The organism is Streptomyces sp. NPDC050147, from assembly GCF_040660195.1.
Classification (GTDB): Bacteria; Actinomycetota; Actinomycetes; order Streptomycetales; family Streptomycetaceae; genus Streptomyces.
Genome location: NZ_JBFALJ010000019.1, coordinates 95,286 through 113,921 on the forward strand (window position 1 = coordinate 95,286; position 18,636 = coordinate 113,921).

10 protein-coding genes are annotated in these 18,636 nt (G+C 72.2%); 4 read left to right on the forward strand and 6 right to left on the reverse strand.

Annotated features, from left to right (window positions below):
* Positions 1-5: 5 nt before the first annotated feature.
* From AB0I94_RS26895 to AB0I94_RS26920, 6 genes are all read right to left on the reverse strand, one after another.
* Positions 6-1,052: an AfsA-related hotdog domain-containing protein gene (locus AB0I94_RS26895; protein ID WP_363312236.1), complete on the reverse strand. Its 1,047-nt coding sequence runs from the start codon at positions 1,050-1,052 to the stop codon at positions 6-8.
* Positions 1,049-2,458, reverse strand: a complete 1,410-nt coding sequence (locus AB0I94_RS26900) for an NAD(P)/FAD-dependent oxidoreductase (RefSeq protein ID WP_363312237.1) — start codon at positions 2,456-2,458, stop codon at positions 1,049-1,051. Before AB0I94_RS26900 ends, AB0I94_RS26895 begins: the two co-directional genes overlap by 4 nt.
* The gene (locus AB0I94_RS26905; protein WP_363312238.1) at positions 2,455-3,471 is read right to left on the reverse strand and encodes a 3-oxoacyl-[acyl-carrier-protein] synthase III C-terminal domain-containing protein; all 1,017 of its coding nucleotides are present in this window, start codon (positions 3,469-3,471) and stop codon (positions 2,455-2,457) included. The genes AB0I94_RS26900 and AB0I94_RS26905 overlap by 4 nt, the downstream gene beginning before the upstream one ends.
* Entirely contained in the window at positions 3,453-7,445 is a 3,993-nt protein-coding gene (locus AB0I94_RS26910) for an alpha/beta fold hydrolase (protein WP_363312239.1), read from the reverse strand. Before AB0I94_RS26910 ends, AB0I94_RS26905 begins: the two co-directional genes overlap by 19 nt.
* Before the next feature lie 3 nt (positions 7,446-7,448).
* Positions 7,449-13,667, reverse strand: coding sequence for an SDR family NAD(P)-dependent oxidoreductase (locus AB0I94_RS26915; protein WP_363312240.1), 6,219 nt, complete (start codon positions 13,665-13,667; stop codon positions 7,449-7,451).
* Between the two features lie 139 nt (positions 13,668-13,806).
* Positions 13,807-14,658 (reverse strand): alpha/beta hydrolase, encoded by an 852-nt coding sequence (locus AB0I94_RS26920; protein WP_363312242.1) that lies wholly within the window; start codon positions 14,656-14,658, stop codon positions 13,807-13,809.
* A 449-nt stretch (positions 14,659-15,107) separates the two neighbouring features.
* On the opposite strand from AB0I94_RS26920, the gene AB0I94_RS26925 reads away from it, so the two are divergent.
* From AB0I94_RS26925 to AB0I94_RS26940, 4 genes are read left to right on the forward strand one after another with little or no spacing between them, the layout of a single operon-like run.
* Complete coding sequence (locus AB0I94_RS26925) at positions 15,108-15,341, forward strand: acyl carrier protein (protein ID WP_363312243.1); 234 nt, start codon at positions 15,108-15,110, stop codon at positions 15,339-15,341.
* Positions 15,338-16,204, forward strand: a complete 867-nt coding sequence (locus AB0I94_RS26930) for a cyclopropane-fatty-acyl-phospholipid synthase family protein (protein ID WP_363312244.1) — start codon at positions 15,338-15,340, stop codon at positions 16,202-16,204. Before AB0I94_RS26925 ends, AB0I94_RS26930 begins: the two co-directional genes overlap by 4 nt.
* Before the next feature lie 39 nt (positions 16,205-16,243).
* Positions 16,244-17,569 (forward strand): FAD-binding oxidoreductase, encoded by a 1,326-nt coding sequence (locus AB0I94_RS26935; protein ID WP_363312245.1) that lies wholly within the window; start codon positions 16,244-16,246, stop codon positions 17,567-17,569.
* Positions 17,566-18,600 (forward strand): SDR family oxidoreductase, encoded by a 1,035-nt coding sequence (locus AB0I94_RS26940; RefSeq protein WP_363312246.1) that lies wholly within the window; start codon positions 17,566-17,568, stop codon positions 18,598-18,600. The genes AB0I94_RS26935 and AB0I94_RS26940 overlap by 4 nt, the downstream gene beginning before the upstream one ends.
* Positions 18,601-18,636: the final 36 nt, after the last annotated feature.

Below are 18,636 nucleotides of genomic sequence, written 5' to 3' on the forward strand. Positions count from 1 at the left end.
ATGGATCAGACTCCGTGCGCTCGCGCGGTCGATGGGGGACGCGGGGTGGCGTCGGGAAGCAGGTCGATGCGGCCCTCGACGATCGGTTTGCCGAACTGCCGCAGGACCACGGTCACCGGGACGCGGCCGTCCGCGCCGGGGGCACCGACCTCCGCCTCGTGGACCAGGTCGGCCTCGAACTCGGCGAAGTCCAGAAAGGCCGCCTCGCAGCCGACGGCGAGGGCGCGCCCGTCGGCGATCGCCCCGGCCCGGCAGGCCGCGGCCACGGCGGCCTGCCGCATGCCCTCGACCATCAACGGGCCCGGCACGTGGTCGTACTCGTGGTCGAAGAAGGCGGGGTGGTGCGGATCGGCCGCCAGCAGGCAGCGGAACACGCCGCCTGCCGATTGCGCCTCGTCCCCCGGCAGACCGATGACGACGTTGCGCGGGTTCTCCCGCCCGACCAGGCCCGCGTCGAGTCGCCGGGCCGGGGTCGGGCGGGCGTCCGCCACCGGCTTCTGCGCCCGCTGGAAAGCCCGGAAGACGTCGTAGTCGTCCTGCGACATGAAGGCGAGCACCGCGCTCAGGGTCATCGCCGGTCGCCCGCCGATCTCCATGACGCCTTCGAGGACCATGCTCACCACATCGGAGCCCTTGCCCTGCCGTTCGGCGACCCGGTAGTGCACATAACCCTGGAGCGCCGATGTCCCGTCATGGGCGTACGCCTGCGGATCCGTCACCCGCAGCGTGATCCGCTGGAGGCTGAAGGGCAGCCCGACCGGCACCCCGACATGGCGGTGCAGCAGAACGAAGATGGACTGCCGCGCCGCCTCCGCGGACGCGAACGGGTCGTGGAAGTCGGCCCGCTGGTCCGACCAGAGACTGTGGGCGCGGGGGATCTGGAAGGCGAGGTGGAAGTCGTCGTCGGACCCCTGCGCGGAGTCGGTGACGAACACCTCGCCGACCTGCCTGCGGTGGGCCAGGGAACGAGGCACCGTCTGCTCGAAGGTCAACTCGACGCCCTGTGGCGGTAGTTGGCCGGGGGCGCCGGTGTGCGGGATCGTGCTGGTCATCGGCTCAGCTCCGGTTCGGGCGTGTCCTGCTGTACGGGGCGCGGCTGCGGGCCGCTCTGGAAGACGGGCTTGCGCATCGCGTTCCTGCGCCGGATCTCGGTGGTGGCGAGCTGCCGCAACTCGGCCAGCGCGGCCCGGCGGCCGCCGGGGGCGCGCAACAGGTGCCCGCCCGTGGCGCCGAGCACCCGGGCCGGGGTGAGGACCTCGAGCACGGACGCACGGTGACTCAGGAGGTTCAGGACGCCGTCGACCCTTCCGCGCGCGTGCAGGCCGCGCACGACCCGCGGGACGAGACCCGCGATGGGCCCGGCCACCCCGAGGTCCGCGGCCAGGCCGTAGTACTCGGCGTAGGTGCGGTCCCGCCAGCGGCCGAAATCCGCGACGGCGCGGTCGAGCCGGACGCCCGGCCCGATGGCGTCACCGATCGCGTCGGCGAGCCGTTCCGCCTGGTGGAAGGCGTCGCCGATGCCGCGCCCGCCCGCCGGGTCCTTGAAGTGTCCGGCGTCGCCGAGCAGCACCCAGCCGGCGCCCGCCGCCTCGCGGAAGTAGCCGAAGAAGCGCCGGATGCCGTAGATCCTGCTCGCCCTGGTGGCGCCCGAGATGGCCTCGGCGATCGGCGCGCAGCGCATCGCGTGGGCGCGCACGGAGCCGTCGAGGTCGGCACGGAAGCTCTCCCGCTCGTGCTGCTGCGGGGAGACGCCCACGATGTAGAGGCCGTTGTCGGCGGGGCCGCCCAGCATGTGCCGGTCGCCCCAGCGGTGGAAGACGAACGTCGGCCGTGGGCCGGTGTCCGCGCCCTCGAAGTACGTCCAGTAGTAGCTGCGTTCACCGGGACTCACGTGGTACATGCGGGACCCGCACGCCTCGGCGACCTTCGAGTTCCGCCCGTCCGCGCCGACCACCAGACGGGCCCGCAGCCGCGTCCGTACACCGCCCGACACCGCCTGGACCCCCGCGACGCGACCGCTCTCACGGACGACCCCGACGACCCGGGTGCCCAGACGCACCTCGGCGCCGGACGTGCGGGCCGCGTTCACCAGGACCGGGTCGAGGACCTCGCGGCGGATGCAGGCCGCGCCGCCCACGTCGCCGGGCTCCTGAGGGAACGCGGCCCGGCAGCGGAACTCCTCCAGGCGCATGTCGACGTGGCTCATGGTGGTGGCCCCGGCCGCACGCAGCTGGTCCATCACACCTAGGCGGTCGAGGAACGCCAGGGAGTCGGCCTGGAGGATGTTCGAGGAGAGGGTCGAGCGGATCTCGGTGGCCTGGTCGAGCACGGCGACCCGCAGACCCCGACGCGCGAGGAGCGCGCCGAGCGTGGCCCCGGCGCAGCGCGCACCGACGACGATCACGTCGAACTCCGTGGTCTCGCCGGGCTGCCCGGCCCCCTGCGACGCCTCGCTCATGACGCGCCGTTCCAGCGCACCGCCGCGGCGGCCGCGAAGTCTCCGGCGTGCGCGAACCCCGACATCACCACGAGGTCGCCGTCGCGCAGCCGGCCGGCGCGGGCCGCCCGGTCGAGGGTGACGGGCACGGCGGCGCCGTACAGGTTGCCGTACCGGTCGAAGGTGTCCAAGTGCCGTGCCTCGTCCAGCCTCAGGGCCTGACGCCAGTTCTTCAGGAAGATCCGGTTGGGCTGGTTGGTGACGAGCACATCGATGCCGGACGGCTGCTCCCCGAGATCGGAGCAGAGCTTCCCGACCAGTTCGGGTACGAGGGTGTTGCCGCGTCGGAGGATCTCCGCCGCCTTGTCGGCGTCGAAGCCGATGTCCATCTGGCCGACGCCGGGCTCCCAGTACTTGCGCCCGTCCGGGGTCTTGATGCCGAGGTCCACGGAGTACGCGGGGACGCTGCGGGTGCGTACGCCGAGGATCGGCGAGCCCGCACCGGCCTCCAGGTAGGCAACGCCGCAGCCGTCACCGGGAATCGGGGCGTGCGACAGCTTGCGCACCTCGGACTGGGCGAACATCTGGCCCGCGGTGTTCTGCACATTGGCGATCAGCGCGGTCCGTGCCGCTCCGTCGGCCATGATCTTCTGGGCCAGCGAGAGCATGTACGGGAACGAGGCGCAGCCGCCGTTGTGCAGGTCCACGATCCACTCGGGATCGATGCCGAGGGCGTGCGCGGCCCGGGCGCCGACGCCCATGAACGGCTCGTCCGGCAGCAGCACGTTCGTCAGGAGCACGTCGACCTGGCCGGCGGGCTCCCTGCCGAGGCGCTCGAGCACCGGCCGGGCGGCCTCGGCGATCATGTCGGCGGCCCGCTCGCCGGGGGCGACGTGGTGCCGGGTCGGGGGCACGCGGAACAGCGGGGTGTTGGCCAGCGGGTCCACCGGGGCGTTCTCGTCGAGGAAGAACTCGGGCCCCACCACCTTCTCGGGCAGATAGCTCCCGAAGTCGACTATGCCGACGGGCTGCATGACAGTTCCTTTCGAAGCCAGTCCTCGACGGTGCGTGCCGTGTGAGCGGCGTGCTCGTCGAGGAGCGAGAAGTGGTCGCCGGCGACGGGCGTGACGGTGTCCGCGTCCCGCCAGAACCGCCAGGCCGCACCGTCCGGCGCGTCAGGAACCCGCTCCGCGGTCAGGAGCAGCGTGGGCGCCGTCAGCGGGTCGGCCGCCCAGCCGTCGAAGAGCCGCAGATAGCCGCCCATGGCCAGCACGCTGTCGTCGTCGATGTCGGCGGGCGCGCCGTCCCGGGCGAGGATGCGGCCCATGGCCCAGGCGAACACCTCTTGCTGCCGGCTGGGTTCGGGTTCGTACGTGTCGATCAGCACGACCCCTTGGACGTGGTGGCCGGCGCGCTCGAGCGACGCGGCGGCGGCATGGGCGAGGACGCCGCCGATGGAGTGCCCCACGAGGACGAGAGGGGCACCGCCCGCGGCCCGCGACGCTGCGGCGGCCAGGCTGTCGACCGCCGCCCGCCACGATCCGGGCAGCAGCGGTGAGGCACCGAGGCCGGGCAAGGTGAGGGCCGACATCCGTGGCCGGTGGGCGAATCCGGCGGCGAAGCGCGCGAACTGGTGCGGGCCCGAACCGGTGAGGAAGGACGGCACACAGACCACGGCGGGCGTGGCGGGGCCGTCGGAGACCAGCACGGACTCCGGTGGGCCCGCAGGCCGTTCGGCCGTGCTGAACACGGCCCTGTCCGCTGCAGCCGCCCGCAACAGCGGTACGGCGTCGGCGAGTTGGCCTCGCCGGTGCAGATCTCTGAGCAGGTCGGCGGGGCCGTTCGGAGTGTGTGGGACGAGCAACGGCCGCAGGTGCTCCGCGAGGGCTGACGGAGTGGGGTGGTCGACCAGGAGGGTGGCAGGGAGGTCGAGACCGGTGACCGAGGCCAGCCGCCGTTGCAGGCGGACGGCTCCCAGCGAGTCGATGCCGAGCTCCAGCAAGGACAGGTCCGGGTCGACCCGCGTGCCGTCCTCGTAACCGAGGACGAGGGCCGCCTGGGTGCGGATCAGCGCGAGGACGTCCTGCTCCTGGCCCGCCGCCTCCTGACCGTCCGGGTCCGGGTGTTCCTGGGCGGCCGGTGCCTGAGCTGCCTGGTCGGCCGACGGGCCCGGCTCAGTGCCCCGTACGGTCTGGGGCACATCGATCCAGTGACGGCGAGGCTGGAAGGCATAGGTGGGCAGGGGTACTTGGCGGGCCGCAGCCTGGGGGAGGAGGGCCGCCAGGCTGCCGCACGCGCCGTGCGTGTGCAGCTCGGCGAGCGCGGTCATGAGCGCGGCGGGCTCCGGCGCACGACCGTCGAGGGCGGAAGCGAGCACCGCGGACCCCGGGTCGCGCAGACAGTGCCGGGTCATCGCGGTCAGCACACCGCTCGGCCCGAGCTCCAGGAACGCCGTTGCTCCCGCGTCCTCGAGGCGGCGCAGCCCGTCGTGGAAGCGGACGGGACGCTCGGCGTGGCGGACCCAGTAGTCGGGCGTCGTCAGGGCGGAGCCGTCGGCGAAGGTCCCCGTCACGTTCGAGACGATCGGCACGGTCGGAGCGTGGTAGCTCAAACTGCTCGCCACGGCGGCGAGTTCATCGAGCGCGGGCCGCATCAGGGGTGAGTGGAAGGCATGGCTGACCTGCAGCCGACGGGTGCGCCGGCCCTGTTCCTGCCACGGTCGCAGCCAGGCCGCGAGCGGGTCGGCGGCGCCGGACACGACGACCGAGCGTGGCCCGTTCACGGCCGCCACGGCCAGTTGGACGTCACCGTGAAGACGTTCCAGGACCTCGTCCTCCGTCGCCTCCACGGCGACCATCGCGCCGCCCTCCGGAAGGGCCTGCATGAGCCTGCCGCGCGCGGCCACCAGGGCGCTCGCGTCGGCCAGGGACAGCACTCCGGCCACATGCGCGGCGGACAGCTCGCCGATCGAGTGGCCCATCAGGAAGTCCGGCGTGAAACCCCAGGACTCCACGAGGCGGTAAAGGGCCACCTCCAGGGCGAACAGCGCCGGTTGCGTCCAGGCTGTGCGGTGCAGCAGCTCCGCCTCGGGAGTGCCGTCGGGAGCCTCCATCACCTGGCGGAGAGGAAGCTCCAGGTGCCGGTCCAGCTCGGCACGGGTCGCGTCCAGGGCGTCGGCGAACACCGGGTGGACGGCGGCGAGTTCGCGGCCCATTCCGGCCTGTTGAGACCCCTGCCCGGAGAACAGGAAGGCGGTCTTGCCTGCCCGCGCCGCTTGACCCAGGACCGCGTTGCCCGGCAGTTGCCCCGAGCCGAACGCCGCAAGGCCTGCCAGGAGTTCGGCGCGGGTGGCTCCGGTGAGGACCGCCCGGTGGTCGAAGTGGGCGCGGGTGTGGGCAAGGGCGGCGCCGACCTGGGTGGCGGTGGCGTCGGTGTGTGTGGTGGTGAGGTGGGTGTGGAGGCGGCGGGCCTGGGCGTGCAGGGCGGCCGGTGTCTTGGCGGACAGCATCCAAGGCACCACCGGGAGGGCCTCCGGCTGCGACTTTGGCCCCGGCCCCGTATGGGGGAGCGCGTCCCGGGACGCCTCGGGGGACGCGTTGCCGGACGTGTCGCCGGACGCGTCGAGCGGTGCTTCCTCCACCACGACGTGCGCGTTGCTGCCGCTGATGCCGAACGAGGACACCCCGGCCCGGCGCACCCGCTCGCCGCGCGGCCACGGGGCCGCCTCGGTCAGCAGGCGGACGCGGCCGTCGGACCAGTCGGCCTTGGGCGTGGGCCGGTCGACGTGCAGGGTCTGGGGCAGCACTTCGTGACGGAGCGCCTGCACCATCTTGATCAGGCCGCCGACGCCCGCGGCGGCCTGGCTGTGCCCGATGTTGGACTTCAGCGAGCCGAGACGCAGCGGGTCCGCGGCGGTCCGCTCGCGTCCGTACACCGCCGCGAGGGCGTCGATCTCGATGGGGTCGCCGAGCGTGGTGCCGGTGCCGTGCCCCTCGACAGTGTCGATGTCGTCGGGGCGCAGCCGCGCCGCGGCGAGCGCCTGGGCGATCACCCGCTGCTGGGAGCTGCCGTTCGGGGCGGTGAGGCCGTTGCTGGCGCCGTCCTGGTTGACCGCCGTGCCCGCGATGACCGCCAGGACACGGTGGTTGTCGCGGCGGGCCTCGCTGAGGCGCTCGAGGAGGACGACCCCGACCCCCTCACTCCACCCGGTGCCGTCGGCGGCCTCCGCGTACGAACGGCACCTGCCGTCCGGCGACAGCGCGCGCTGCCTGCTGAACTCGGTGAAGACGCCCGGCGTGGACATCACCGTCACGCCGCCCGCCAGAGCCAGCGAGCACTCGCCGTGGCGCAGCGCCTGCACCGCCAGGTGCACGCCCACCAGGGACGACGAACAGGCCGTGTCGACGGTGAGGGCCGGGCCCTCGAACCCCAGTACGTAGGAGACGCGTCCGGAGAGCACGCTGCCCGCCGAGCCGATGCCCCAGTAGCCCTCGAGTTCGTCCGGACCCGACCGCGCCAACTGCGCGTAGTCCTGGCCCGTCGTTCCCACGAACACGCCCGTTCGTGAGCCGCGCAGGGTGCCCGGGTCGATGCCCGCGTCCTCCAGGGACTCCCAGACGGTCTGGAGGAGCAGCCGCTGTTGCGGGTCCATCGCGAGGGCCTCGGTGTGACCGATGCCGAAGAACTCCGCGTCGAACTCCGCCGCCCCTTCCAGGAATCCACCGGCCCTGGTGTAGGTCGTGCCGGGGTGGTCCGGGTCGTCGTGGAAGAGCCGGGCCAGGTCCCAGCCCCGGTCCGCCGGGAAGTCCGCGACCACGTCACGTCCGTCGGCCACCAGGTCCCAGAGGGCGTCGGGCGATGTCACACCGCCCGGATAGCGGCAGGCCATGCCCACTACGGCCACCGGCTCGTACGCGCGCTGCTCGGCCTGCCTCAACTGCGCGCGGGTGTCCTGCAGTTCGGCGGTGACACGCTTGAGGTACCGCAGTGTCCTGTCGTCGTCGGGCATGGTTCAGCCCACCCCCAAGTCGTTGTCGATCAGGTCGAACAGGTCGTCGGCGGACGCTTCGTCGATGCGCTCCCTGCGCAGGCCGGCGCCGCCGTCCTCGCCGTCTTCCCGGCCCCTGTCGTCGAGGACCGTGAGCAGGGACCGCAGCCGCGTACGGACACTCGCCACGGCGGACTCCGAGACCGAAGGAAGCAGCCCGGCGAGACGGTCCAGATCCGCGAGCACATCGGGCGCCGCCGCCTTCTCGTCCCCGGCGGCCTGCTCGTCGAGCAGCGTGCGTAGATGCGCGGCGAGCGCGGGGACAGTCGGGTGACCGAACACCAGGGTGGACGGCAGGGTCAGGCCGGTCACCTGGCCAAGCCGGTTGCGCAGGCGCACCGCGCCCAGCGAGTCCAGACCCAGTTCCTTGAAGGGACGCTCTGGATCGATGGCGCCCGAGTCCTCGTGGCCGAGCACCACGGCGACCTCCGCGGCCACCGCCGCCAGCACCAGCGCGTCGCGCTCCTCGGGCGGAGCGGCCGCGAGGCGCGCGGGCAGCGCCGCGGCCGACCGGCCCGCGGGGCCGTGCGCGCTCGGCACCAGGGCCCGCAGCACGGTGGGCAGCGACCCCTCGCGGGCCTGGGCCCGCAAGGAGCCGAGGTCGAGCCGGGCCGGCAGCAGCAGAGCGTCCTGCGTGCCGTGCACCGCGTCGAACAGGCGCAGCCCCTCGGCGGTGGCCAGCGGTGCGAGCCCTGATCTGCCCAACTGGGCCACTTCGGCGTCGCCGAGGTGCCGCGTCATGTCGCTCGCCTCCTCCCACAGGCCCCAGGCCAGCGAGAGGCCGGGCAGCCCCTGGGCGCGCCGCCACTGCGCGAAGGAGTCGAGGAACGTGTTGGCCGCCGCGTAGTTGCCCTGCCCCGGGCCGCCGATGACGCCCGCGACCGAGGAGAACAGGACGAACGCGGCGAGCGGCACGGACTCGCTCAGCTCGTGCAGGTGCAGGGCCGCGTCCACCTTGGGGCGCAGCACGCGATCCAGCCGCTCGGGTGTCAGCGTCTCCAGGAGGCCGTCGTCCAGCGCTCCCGCCGAGTGGATGACGGCGGTCAGCGGGTGCGCGGCGTCCACCGACGCGAGGAGCTCCGCCGTCGCCGACCGGTCCGTGATGTCGCAGGCCGCGACGGTGACCCGGGCGCCGAGGCCGGCCAGTTCGGCCGTCAGCTCCGGCACGCCCTCGGCGTCCCGGCCGCGACGGCTCGCCAGCAGCAGGTGCCGCGCGCCCCGTTCGGCGGCGAGATGCCGGGCCAGCTGGGCGCCGAGTCCGCTGGTGCCTCCGGTGATCAGGACCGTGCCGTCCGGGTCGAAGGGGAGCGGGCCGCCAAAGGCGCCACGGACTCGGACGGCACGGGGTACGTGGAGTACACCGTTGCGTACGGCGACCTGGGGTTCATCGGCGGCGAGCGCGACGGGCAGGACGCGTGCGGGATCGTCGGACGCGTCGTCGGCCAGGTCGACCAGCGTGAAGCGGCCGGGGTGCTCCGACTGCGCCGTGCGCACCAGCCCCCACAGCGGTGCGAGCTCGGGGGCGACGGCCTCGCCGGGAGCGGTGGCCACAGCGTTCCGCGTGACCAGCACCAGCCGGGAGTCGGCGAACCGCTCATCGGCCAGCCAGCCGCGCAGCAGCGCGAGGGTGCGATGGGCGCGGGAGCGGACCGCCTCCGCGGTGGGCTTGCCGCGCGCCGCGGGCACGAAGGCGACGACGGTGTCCGGAACGGGGGCGCCTGCGGCCAGCGCGTCGGCGAGGTGAGTCAGGTCGGGGTGGGCGGGAGGCTGTGGGGTGGGGGTGTTCGGGTCGCTCGTGGTGTCGGGGTGTGCGGGGGCTGTCCCGTTCTTGTTCAGGGCCGCCGAGCGTTCGGCAGCGTTGGTGGCGAGGTGGGTGGGGCCCGGGTAGGCGGGAGGCTGTGGGGTGGGGGCGCTCGGGTCGCTCGTGGCGTCCGGGTGCACGGTGGGCGTCCCGTTCTCGGCCAGGAGCGCCCAGCGTTCGGAGGCGATGGCGGAAGCGATGGCGGGGTCCGGGGCCGGTGCCGGTTGCCAGTCCACGCGGAAGAGGCAGTCGGCCGGACCGCGCGTGCCGGCCAGGCGGGACGGGTCCACCGGGCGGGCCACGACCGAGTCGACGGAGACCACCGGGCTGCCTGCCGCGTCCACCGCGGACATCCCTACGGTGCCTTCGCCGAGCGGGGTGAGGGACACCCGCAGGTGCGTGGCGCCCGGCCGCAGGACCCGTACGCCGGACCAGGTGAACGGCAGCCAGGCCTGCCCGGACGCGCCGTCGGCACCGGCCAGCTCGGTCAGCTGGGCGTGGAACGCGGCGTCGAGCAGGGCCGGGTGCACCCCGTACCCCTCGGTGCCCCCGATCTCCCCGGCCTCCGTGCTGTCCACCTCGGCGAGGAGCACACCGTCGTGCCGCCAGGCCGCGTGCAGCCCGCGGAAGGCAGGCCCGTATCCGAAGCCCCGGTCGGCGAGCCGCTCGTAGAGGTCGGCGACGTCCAGCGGCTCGGCGCCCGCCGGGGGCCAGGAGGCGGGGCCTGGGGAGCCGCCGCCGTCCGCCTGGGCGGGGGCGGGCGCGAGGAAGCCGCCGGCGTGCCGCGTCCAGTCGTCGCCGCCCGTCGCGTCGGCAGGCCGGGAGCCGGCAGGCCGGGAGTGGACAGACACCGGCCGCCGCCCCCGGGAGTCCGGGGTGCCGACCGACGCCTGGAGGTCGACGGCGCCCTCGTCGGGGAACACCAGCGGCTCCTCCAGCGTCAGCTCCTCGACGACATCGCAGCCGACGTAGGAGGCGGCGAGAACGGCCATGTCCACGAAGGCGGTGCCCGGCAGCAGGGCCGTGCCGTACACCGCGTGGTCGTTCAGCCAGTCATGCGTTCCCCGTGAGACCCGCCCGGTGAACAACCACCCACTGCCGTCGGCGAGTTCGGATCCGGCGGTCAGGAGCCGGTGTCCGGTGGAGTGCAGCCCCGCTTGCCCGATGTCACCCGCCACGGGCCGCGGCGCCGCCCAGTAGCGCGTCGACTCGAAGGCGTAGGTGGGGAGGTCGACGTCACGCGCGGTGGCCGGGTCGAACACGGCTTCCCAGTCCACGGGCACCCCGTGCGCGTGCGCGGCGGCCAGCGAGGCGGCGAACTGCGCCTGCTCGCGCTCGCGCCGGGCCGAACCCAGGACGGCAGCGGCGGCCCGCCCGCTCCCGCCTGCCGGCAGCGCCATCTGCTCCGCCGTCTGCTCCACCGCGAAGGTGAGGATCGGGTGTGGGCTCACCTCGATGAACGTGGTGTGCCCCTGGTCGAGCAGCGCACGGACGACTTCCTCGAAGCGCACGGTTCGGCGCAAGTTCCGGTACCAGTACCCGGCGTCGAGGCCGCTGGTGTCGAACTCGCCCGCGGTGACGGTGGAGTGGAAGCGCACCTCACCGGAGCGCGGCGCGATCGGTGCGAGGACCTCGGCAAGACGCCCCTCGATCGACTCGACCTGGGGCGAGTGCGAGGCGTAGTCGACGGGGACCCGCCGGGCCCAGATGCCCTCGGCGGCGCAGCGGGCGAGCAGCGCGTCCAGGGCATCGGAGTCCCCCGAAACCGTCATGGAGGAGGGGCCGTTGACGGCGGCGACGGACAGGAGTCCGCCCCAGTCCGACAGAAGCGGCAGCAGCCGCTCGGGCGAGGCCGTCACCGAGGCCATGCCGCCGCGCCCCTCCATCTGGGCGATGGCCTTGCTGCGCAGGGCCACGACGCGGGCGGCGTCCTGCAGCGAGAGGCCTCCGGCGACGTACGCGGCGGCTATCTCGCCCTGCGAGTGCCCGACCACGGCGTCAGGGTGCACGCCGTGGTGGCGCCAGAGCGCGGCGAGCGCCGCCATCACCGCGAACAGCGCAGGCTGTACGACGTCCACCCGGTCCAGCGGGGGAGCGTCCGGCGCCCCGCTCAGGACCTCGTCGAGCGAGAAGTCGGTGTGGGGTGCGAGCGCGTCGGCGCAGGCGCCGAGCTCCTTCGCGAACACCGGGTGCGCGGCGGCGAGTTCACGGCTCATGCCGATCCATTGGGAGCCCTGGCCGGGGAAGACGAAGACGGTCTTCCCGGCGCGGGCGCGGGCCCGGGTCAGCTGCTCCGCCTCCTCGCCCCGGGCGAGCGCGGCAACCGCGTCGAGGAGCTCGGCGCGGGTGGTGCCGGTGAGACCGGCCCGGTGGTCGAAGTGGGCGCGGGTGTGGGCGAGGGCGGCGCCGACCTGGCTGGGCGTCGCGTCCGGCCGTGTGGTGGTGAGATGGGTGTGCAGACCGCGGGCTTGGGAGCGCAGGGCGGCTGGCGTCTTCGCGGACAGTACCCACGGCACCGACGCGGGCGTCGTCGACCACGGCACCGACACGGGTGTCATCATCACGGTTGCTGCGGCCGGGAGTTGAGACCGGGATGGCCGGTCCTCGGGCGCTGTCGTCTGCGCCGGCGCGGCGGGCGCCTCCTCCACGAGGACGTGCGCGTTGGTCCCGCCCACGCCGAAGGCCGACACCCCGGCCCGGCGGACCCGCTCACCGCGCGGCCACGGGGCGGCCTCGGTGAGCAGGGACACCACGTCGCCGGACCAGTCGGCCTTCGGCGTGGGCCGGTCGACGTGCAACGTCCGGGGGAGCACCTCGTGGCGGAGCGCCTGGATCGTCTTGATCAGGCCGCCGACGCCCGCGGCGGCCTGGCTGTGGCCGATGTTGGACTTCAGCGAGCCGAGCCGCAGGGGCTGCCCGGCGGGACGGTCCCGGCCGAAGACCGCCGTGAGGGCGTCGATCTCGACGGGATCGCCGAGCGTGGTGCCGGTGCCGTGCCCCTCGACCGCGTCGATGTCGCCCGGGCGCAGACCGGCGTCGGTGAGCGCTTGGCTGACGACACGCTGCTGGGAGCCGCCGTTCGGGGCGGTGAGGCCGTTGCTGGCACCGTCCTGGTTGACCGCCGTGCCCGGGATGAGGGCGAGGACGCGGTGGTTGTTGCGGCGGGCCTCGCTGAGGCGTTCGAGGAGTACGACACCTATGCCCTCGGCCCAGCCGGTGCCGTCGGCCGCCTCCGCGTACGAGCGGCACCTGCCGTCCGGCGACAGCGCGCGCTGCCTGCTGAACTCGGTGAAGACCTTCGGCGTGGCCATCACGGTGGCGCCGCCCGCCACAGCGAGCGTGCACTCGCCCCGGCGCAGCGCCTGGACGGCCAGGTGCACGCCCACCAGGGACGACGAGCAGGCCGTGTCGACGGTGAGAGCCGGGCCCTCGAAGCCGAAGGCATAGGCGACCCGGCCCGACAGGACGCTGCCCGCGGAACCGATGCCCCAGTAACCCTCCAGTTCGCCGGGGCCAAAGCGCGCCACGTTCTCGTAGTCCTGGCCGCTGCTGCCCACGTAGACGCCGGTCCGTGACTTCTTCAGGCGGCCGGGGTCGATGCCCGCGCTCTCCAGGGATTCCCAGACGGTCTGCAGGAGCAGCCGTTGCTGGGGGTCCATCGCCAGTGCTTCGCGGCGCGCGATGCCGAAGAACTCCGCGTCGAAGTCGGCGACCGGATCGAGGAATCCCCCGGTGCGCGCGTAACTGGTGCCGGGCTGCTCGGGGTCGGCCGAGAAAAGGCCGTCGAGGTCCCATCCCCGGTCGGAGGGGAAGTCCGAGACGGCGTCGCGTCCGGCGGCCACCAAGTCCCACAGGCCGGCGGGGGACGTCACGCCGCCCGGATAGCGGCAGGCCATGCCCACCACGGCGATCGGGTCGTCGTCGGGGTCCGGGCCCGGCGCTGCTTCCGCCTCCTGGGCGTCGTTCTCGGGGCGCGCGAAGCCGAGGAGACCGAGCAGATGCTCCGCGACGGAGGCCGCGGTCGGGTGGTCGAAGAGCAGGGTGAGGGGTAGTTCGAGGCCGGTGGCCTGGCTCAGCCGCGTGGTCAGCTCCACGGCGGCGAGGGAGTTGTAGCCGTAGTCGCGGTAGGCCATCTCCGGGTCGATGTCGAGCGGGTCGGTGCCCGCCAGGCCCGCGGTCTCCTCGCGGACCAGATCGAGAAGGGCCGCCGGGCGACGGTCGGCCGACAGCCCGGCCAGGCGCTGCGCGAAGCCCCCGCCCGGCACCCCGTCCTGCCCGTGTGGTGCGTGCAGCCCGCGTGGCCCGTCAGGCCCGGTCACCGCGGTGTGCGCGTCCTCTGCCGGCCCTGTTCGCCGGGTCGGCTCGTCCATCGGGTCAGCCATGCCGTCCTCCACGTCGTCTCCCTGCGCCCCCGCGTTTCACCGCCGCTCCCGGGTGGGGGATGCGGCCACAGAGTTCCGTCGTCCGCCCTGGTGGGAGGCCGACCTCCCGCCGGGAGGGGCGCTCCTGCAGGCGTTGCTCCTACGAGGAGGTGGCCTTGCCCGTCAGCAGGAAGGAGCGGATGTGGCCGCTGAGCTGTTCGGGCTGGTCCTCGGGAATGAGGGTGTAGCTGTCCGCGATCTCGACGAGCTCGCCCTTGGGGAGCAGCTCGGCGAGCTTGCGCCCGTGCTCGGGCGGCATCACCTTGTCCTCGGCGGCCCACACCACGAGCGCGGGCCGGTCGAAGTCACGCAACTTGTCCGCCCAGCCGAGCAGTTCGCTCTTCGGCGGCACCCCGAGCACGTACTTGCGCAGGTCCCGGCGGATCTCCTTGGAGGTCCACAGCGGTTCGAACCAGGCGTTCATCACCTCGTGGGGGACCGGCCGCTTGCTCATCCAGCCCCAGGTCATGGGAAGTCGGCGCATCGGCTTCCACTTCAGCAGCTTGAAGGCGAAGTTGATGCCGCCGGGCAGCTTCGCCGAGGTGAAGAGGTTGCTTCCGGGCACGCCCGGCGGGAAGTTGTCGAACGCCTCGCACGAGGTGATGACGAGACGCCCGATCCGCTCGTCCCTGCCCTCGGAGACCAGGGCCTGCGCACCGCCCCAGTCGCTCATCACCAGCGTGACGTCGCGCAGGTCGAGCCGGTCGAGGAACTCCGCGACCAGCCGGGCCACACCAGCGATCGACAGGTCCGCGTCCGGCTTCATCGGCCTGCGGTGACCACCCAGCGGCAACGTCGGTACCACGCAACGGAATTCGGACCGCAGTGGCGCTACGACGTTCCGCCACAGGGAGCCGTCCATCGCGACACCGTGCAGCAGGACCACGACCGGCCCCTCGCCGCCGGTGTCCTGATACTCCACGGTGCCAGCCGAAAGGTCTACCTCAGCCATTTCACATCTCCTCGGAGCTGTACTGATTCGGGGGGGTGCGAAGGGACGCTCGCACTGGACGCAGCGCTGGATGCCCAGTTGGGCGGCGTGGTAGCCGCTCGGGTGGGTGAGCCGGGGTAAGCAAAACATCTCAGACTCTTTTTCGCCAGCAACAACTCGACCAAGAACGATCATTGCCCTAAAGGGCAATGGTCGGCCGACGGCCGCCTGGGTACCGTGGCGACTCCCGTGCAGGAGCCGTCCGCCGCAAGGTGAGGGATGAGTGCACGGACGAGGTGAGCCGTGCGGCTCCAGCCCGCGCCTCGGAGGCAACTGCCTCGTAATTCCACCCTCGATCTCCTGTATACGGCGGCTGAATCGCGGGTTCCGTAGAACCTTCGGTCATCCCCTTCACCGCTGTCCTCTTCACCGCGCACCGGAAAGGCTGTCCCGTGATAACTGCTGAAGAAGTGTGTGTCCGCATTGCCAAGAAGCTCGGCAGCAAGGCGAATTCGTACACTCTGAACGAGGACACCGCATTCGACTCGGTGGGCCTGTCGAGCCTGCAGATCGCCGACATCGTCTACACGATCGAGGACGACCTCGAGATCGAGTTCGACGAGAGCAGGGCCGCGAGCGTGAAGACGGTCGCGGACCTGGTGAAGCTCGCCGAGGAGACCAAGCAGGGCAGCGCGGCCGCGTGACGGTCCTCGACTACCAGGGCGCCACCGCGGAGTCCATCAAGCATCACTACGACGTCTCCAACGACTTCTTCGCGCTGTGGCTTGACGCGGACCTCACGTATACCTGTGCGCTGTGGGAAGAGGGCGACACGCTCCAGAGCGCCCAGAAGCGCAAGCTCGACCACCTCATCGAAGGTGCGCGGGCCAGCGGTGCGCGTCGTGTCCTCGACGTCGGCTGCGGCTGGGGAAGCCTGCTCGAACGGCTGGTCCGCACGCACGGCGTGGAGCAGGCCGTCGGCCTCACGCTCAGCGACAGCCAGGCGGAACGCCTGCGGGAACTGGCGCTGGAGCGCACCGAGGTGCGGGTGGAGAATTGGCTCGACCACGAGCCCGCCGAGCCGTACGACGCGATCATCTCCATCGGCGCCTTCGAGCACTTCGCACGCACCGGCCTGTCCCGTGCCGAGCGGGTCGCCGCCTACCGCGAGTTCTTCGAGCGCTGCCGTTCCTGGCTGCCCACGGGCGGCCGGCTCGCGCTGCAGACGAACATCAAGGGAAACAACGTCCAGATGGACAAGCAGACCGTGCGGGACCTGCTGTTCATCATGGACACCATCTTTCCGGAGTCCGAGATTCCGGCGCTCTCCGAGGTTCTCGAATCGAGTGAGAAGCGCTTTGACGTCGTCCGTCTGCGCAACGACCCGGATGACTACAGCCGTACCTGCCAGGAATGGTTCGACCGGCTGCGGGCCAACCGCGATCAGGCCGTGAAGGTGGCGGGCGAAGAAAACGTCGCCAACTACGAGCGCTATCTGAGCTCCACGGTCGGCCACTTCAGAAACCGTCATCTGGGCCTGTCGAGGATCGTTCTCGAAGCCGTGTGACCGACAGCTTCACCGGCGGGTCCTCTGAGGAGCACTCAATTGAACGCGTACAAGCATGTCGTCTACTGGCATGACACAGAAAAGGTCACCGTCGAAGCCCCTCTCCGGGAGCGCGTCGACTGCGATGTCTGCATCGTCGGCGGCGGTTTCACCGGCCTGTGGACGGCCTATTTCCTCAAAGAGGCCGAGCCCGCGCTCGATATCCGTATCGTCGAGGCGCATTACTCCGGCTACGGGGCATCGGGCCGCGCCGATGGTTTCGTCACGCCGACCATCGGCAAAGACATCCAGGCCCTGGTGGAGCAATTCGGGCTCCAGCGCGCGCTCGAGGCGTCGCAGGCGGTCGGCCGGTCGATCCTGGAGATCGGCAGGTTCGCCCGCAAGAACCGCGTCGACGCGGAGTACGAGGCCAACGACTACCTGATGGTGGCCACGGACGCCGCCCAGCTCAAGCGTCTCGAGCACGACCGGGCTCTCGCCGAGCGCATGGGCGCCGCGCAGCTGGAGATCCTCCCGGGCGAGGAGTCCCGATCCATCATCGGATCGCCCGCGGTGCTCGGCAGCATGCGCACCGGCGGCGCGCTCGTGAACCCCTTCAAACTCTCCCGCGGCATCGCCCGTGTGGTGCGTGAGAAGGGCGTGACGATCTACGACGATTCGCCCTGCCTGCGCGTGGAACCGGGCGTGCGGCCGACCGTCGTGACCGCCGGCGGACAGGTCACGGCCGACAAGGTCGTCCTGGCCACCAACGTCCACATGGACGCCTTCCCGCCGTTCCGCAGGAAGGTGATCCCGATCTGGACGTACGCGATGGTGAGCGAGCCGCTCACCGACGCCCAGTCGGGGCGCGTGAACTGGGAGGGGCGCGAGGGCCTCGTCGAGGCCAAGTCCCTGCTGACCTGCGCCCGTTTCACGCACGACAACCGCATCATGTTCGCCGGCGGCCCGGCCCCGTACTACTACGGCAGGGACAAGCGGCAGCGGAACATGAACCGGCCCGAGGCCTACCGCGAGATCCACCGGGAGTTCCTGCGCTTCTTCCCGATGTGGGGCGACGTGGAGTTCACCTACGCCTACGGCGGGACCGCCGACGTCGTCCGTGACTTCGCCCCGCACTTCGGCAGGCTCGGCGGCGGCAACATCCTGTACGGGTACGGCTATTGCGGCAACGGCATCGCGGCCACCCACACCGGCGGCAAGGTCCTGCGCGACCTCACGCTCGGCAAGGACACGGACCACTCGCGGCTGCTGTTCGTGGACGACGAACGGCGCAAGCCGCCCGCCTCGTTCCCACCCGACCCGGTCCTGTACGCCGGCGCCCGTGCTGTGGCACGGCTGATGGACTGGAAGGACTCGCGCGCATGAGTCGAACCCTGAGCGGCGAAAGCGGTCACAACCGCCCCACCGTCCTGCTGACCGGAGCCTCCGGGGTCGTCGGACGCTCCTTGCTGCGGGAGCCGCGCGGCCCGCGGTTCGTGGTCGCCACCCACAGCACACCGGTGCCCGAGGCCGGGGACGCGCGGTCGCTGCGGCTTGACATGACCGCGGAGCGCTTCGGCCTCGACGAGGACAGCTACGCCGCACTGGCCGCCGAGGTCGATGTCGTCATCCACTCCGCGGGCCTGACCGAATGGGGCCTGCCCGCCGAGGCCTACCGCCCGATCAACATCGAGGGCACTCGGCGGGTCGCCGAGTTCGCCGAACGCGCGGACGCGGTCGTCCACTTCATGAGTACGGCGTTCGTGGCCGCGCTCGCGGACAGCGCGCCCACGCCGCTCGGCGAGGCCAACGTCTGCCGCAACTACATCAGTTCGAAACGGCAGGCCGAGCAGGTCCTGCGCGACAGCGGGGTGCGGCACACCGTCTTCCGCCCCACCAACCTCATCGGCGACTCCATCACGGGCTGGACCTCACAGGGCCAGATCGTGCAGTTGATGTCGGACTGGCTGGGCCGCGGCAAGGCGCCCTTCATCCCCGCGCACCCGGGCATCCGGATGGACTTCGTCCCGCAGGACCTGCTGTCCAAGGCGGTCCTGCGCGCCATCGAACTGGGCGACGACACGGGCGAGTTCTGGGTGACGTACGGCCCGGAGGCCATGGACATCGAGTCCTGCCTGCGGGTCCTGGCCAAGCACGCGGCCGGGCGTGGCCGTTCGCTGACGCCGCCGCCGGTGGTGAACGCCGACGAGCTGGCCCCCGGCGCCATCGAGAACACCGCTCCGCGTACCCGCTCCTTCCTGTCCGTCCTGCGTGACGTCAGTGAGGTCACCCGGTGCAGCGGAGGTGTGCTGCCCACCTCCATGCCCGAGCTGCGCGAGCGCTACGGAATTCCGCAAGTCGACGACACCACGGCGTACTTGGCGAGCCTGGAGTACGCGGCGGAGCACCTCGGCTAGACCCAGCGGCCGGGGCCACGCGGCCGGACGAACGGA

Excerpts from the sequence above, each read along its gene's own strand:
- AB0I94_RS26895 (WP_363312236.1), bottom strand. The coding sequence starts at position 1,052 with ATGACCAGCACGATCCCGCACACCGGCGCCCCCGGCCAACTACCGCCA.
- AB0I94_RS26900 (WP_363312237.1), bottom strand. The coding sequence starts at position 2,458 with ATGAGCGAGGCGTCGCAGGGGGCCGGGCAGCCCGGCGAGACCACGGAG.
- AB0I94_RS26905 (WP_363312238.1), bottom strand. The coding sequence starts at position 3,471 with ATGCAGCCCGTCGGCATAGTCGACTTCGGGAGCTATCTGCCCGAGAAG.
- AB0I94_RS26910 (WP_363312239.1), bottom strand. The coding sequence starts at position 7,445 with ATGCCCGACGACGACAGGACACTGCGGTACCTCAAGCGTGTCACCGCC.
- AB0I94_RS26915 (WP_363312240.1), bottom strand. The coding sequence starts at position 13,667 with ATGGCTGACCCGATGGACGAGCCGACCCGGCGAACAGGGCCGGCAGAG.
- AB0I94_RS26920 (WP_363312242.1), bottom strand. The coding sequence starts at position 14,658 with ATGGCTGAGGTAGACCTTTCGGCTGGCACCGTGGAGTATCAGGACACC.
- AB0I94_RS26940 (WP_363312246.1), top strand. The coding sequence starts at position 17,566 with ATGAGTCGAACCCTGAGCGGCGAAAGCGGTCACAACCGCCCCACCGTC.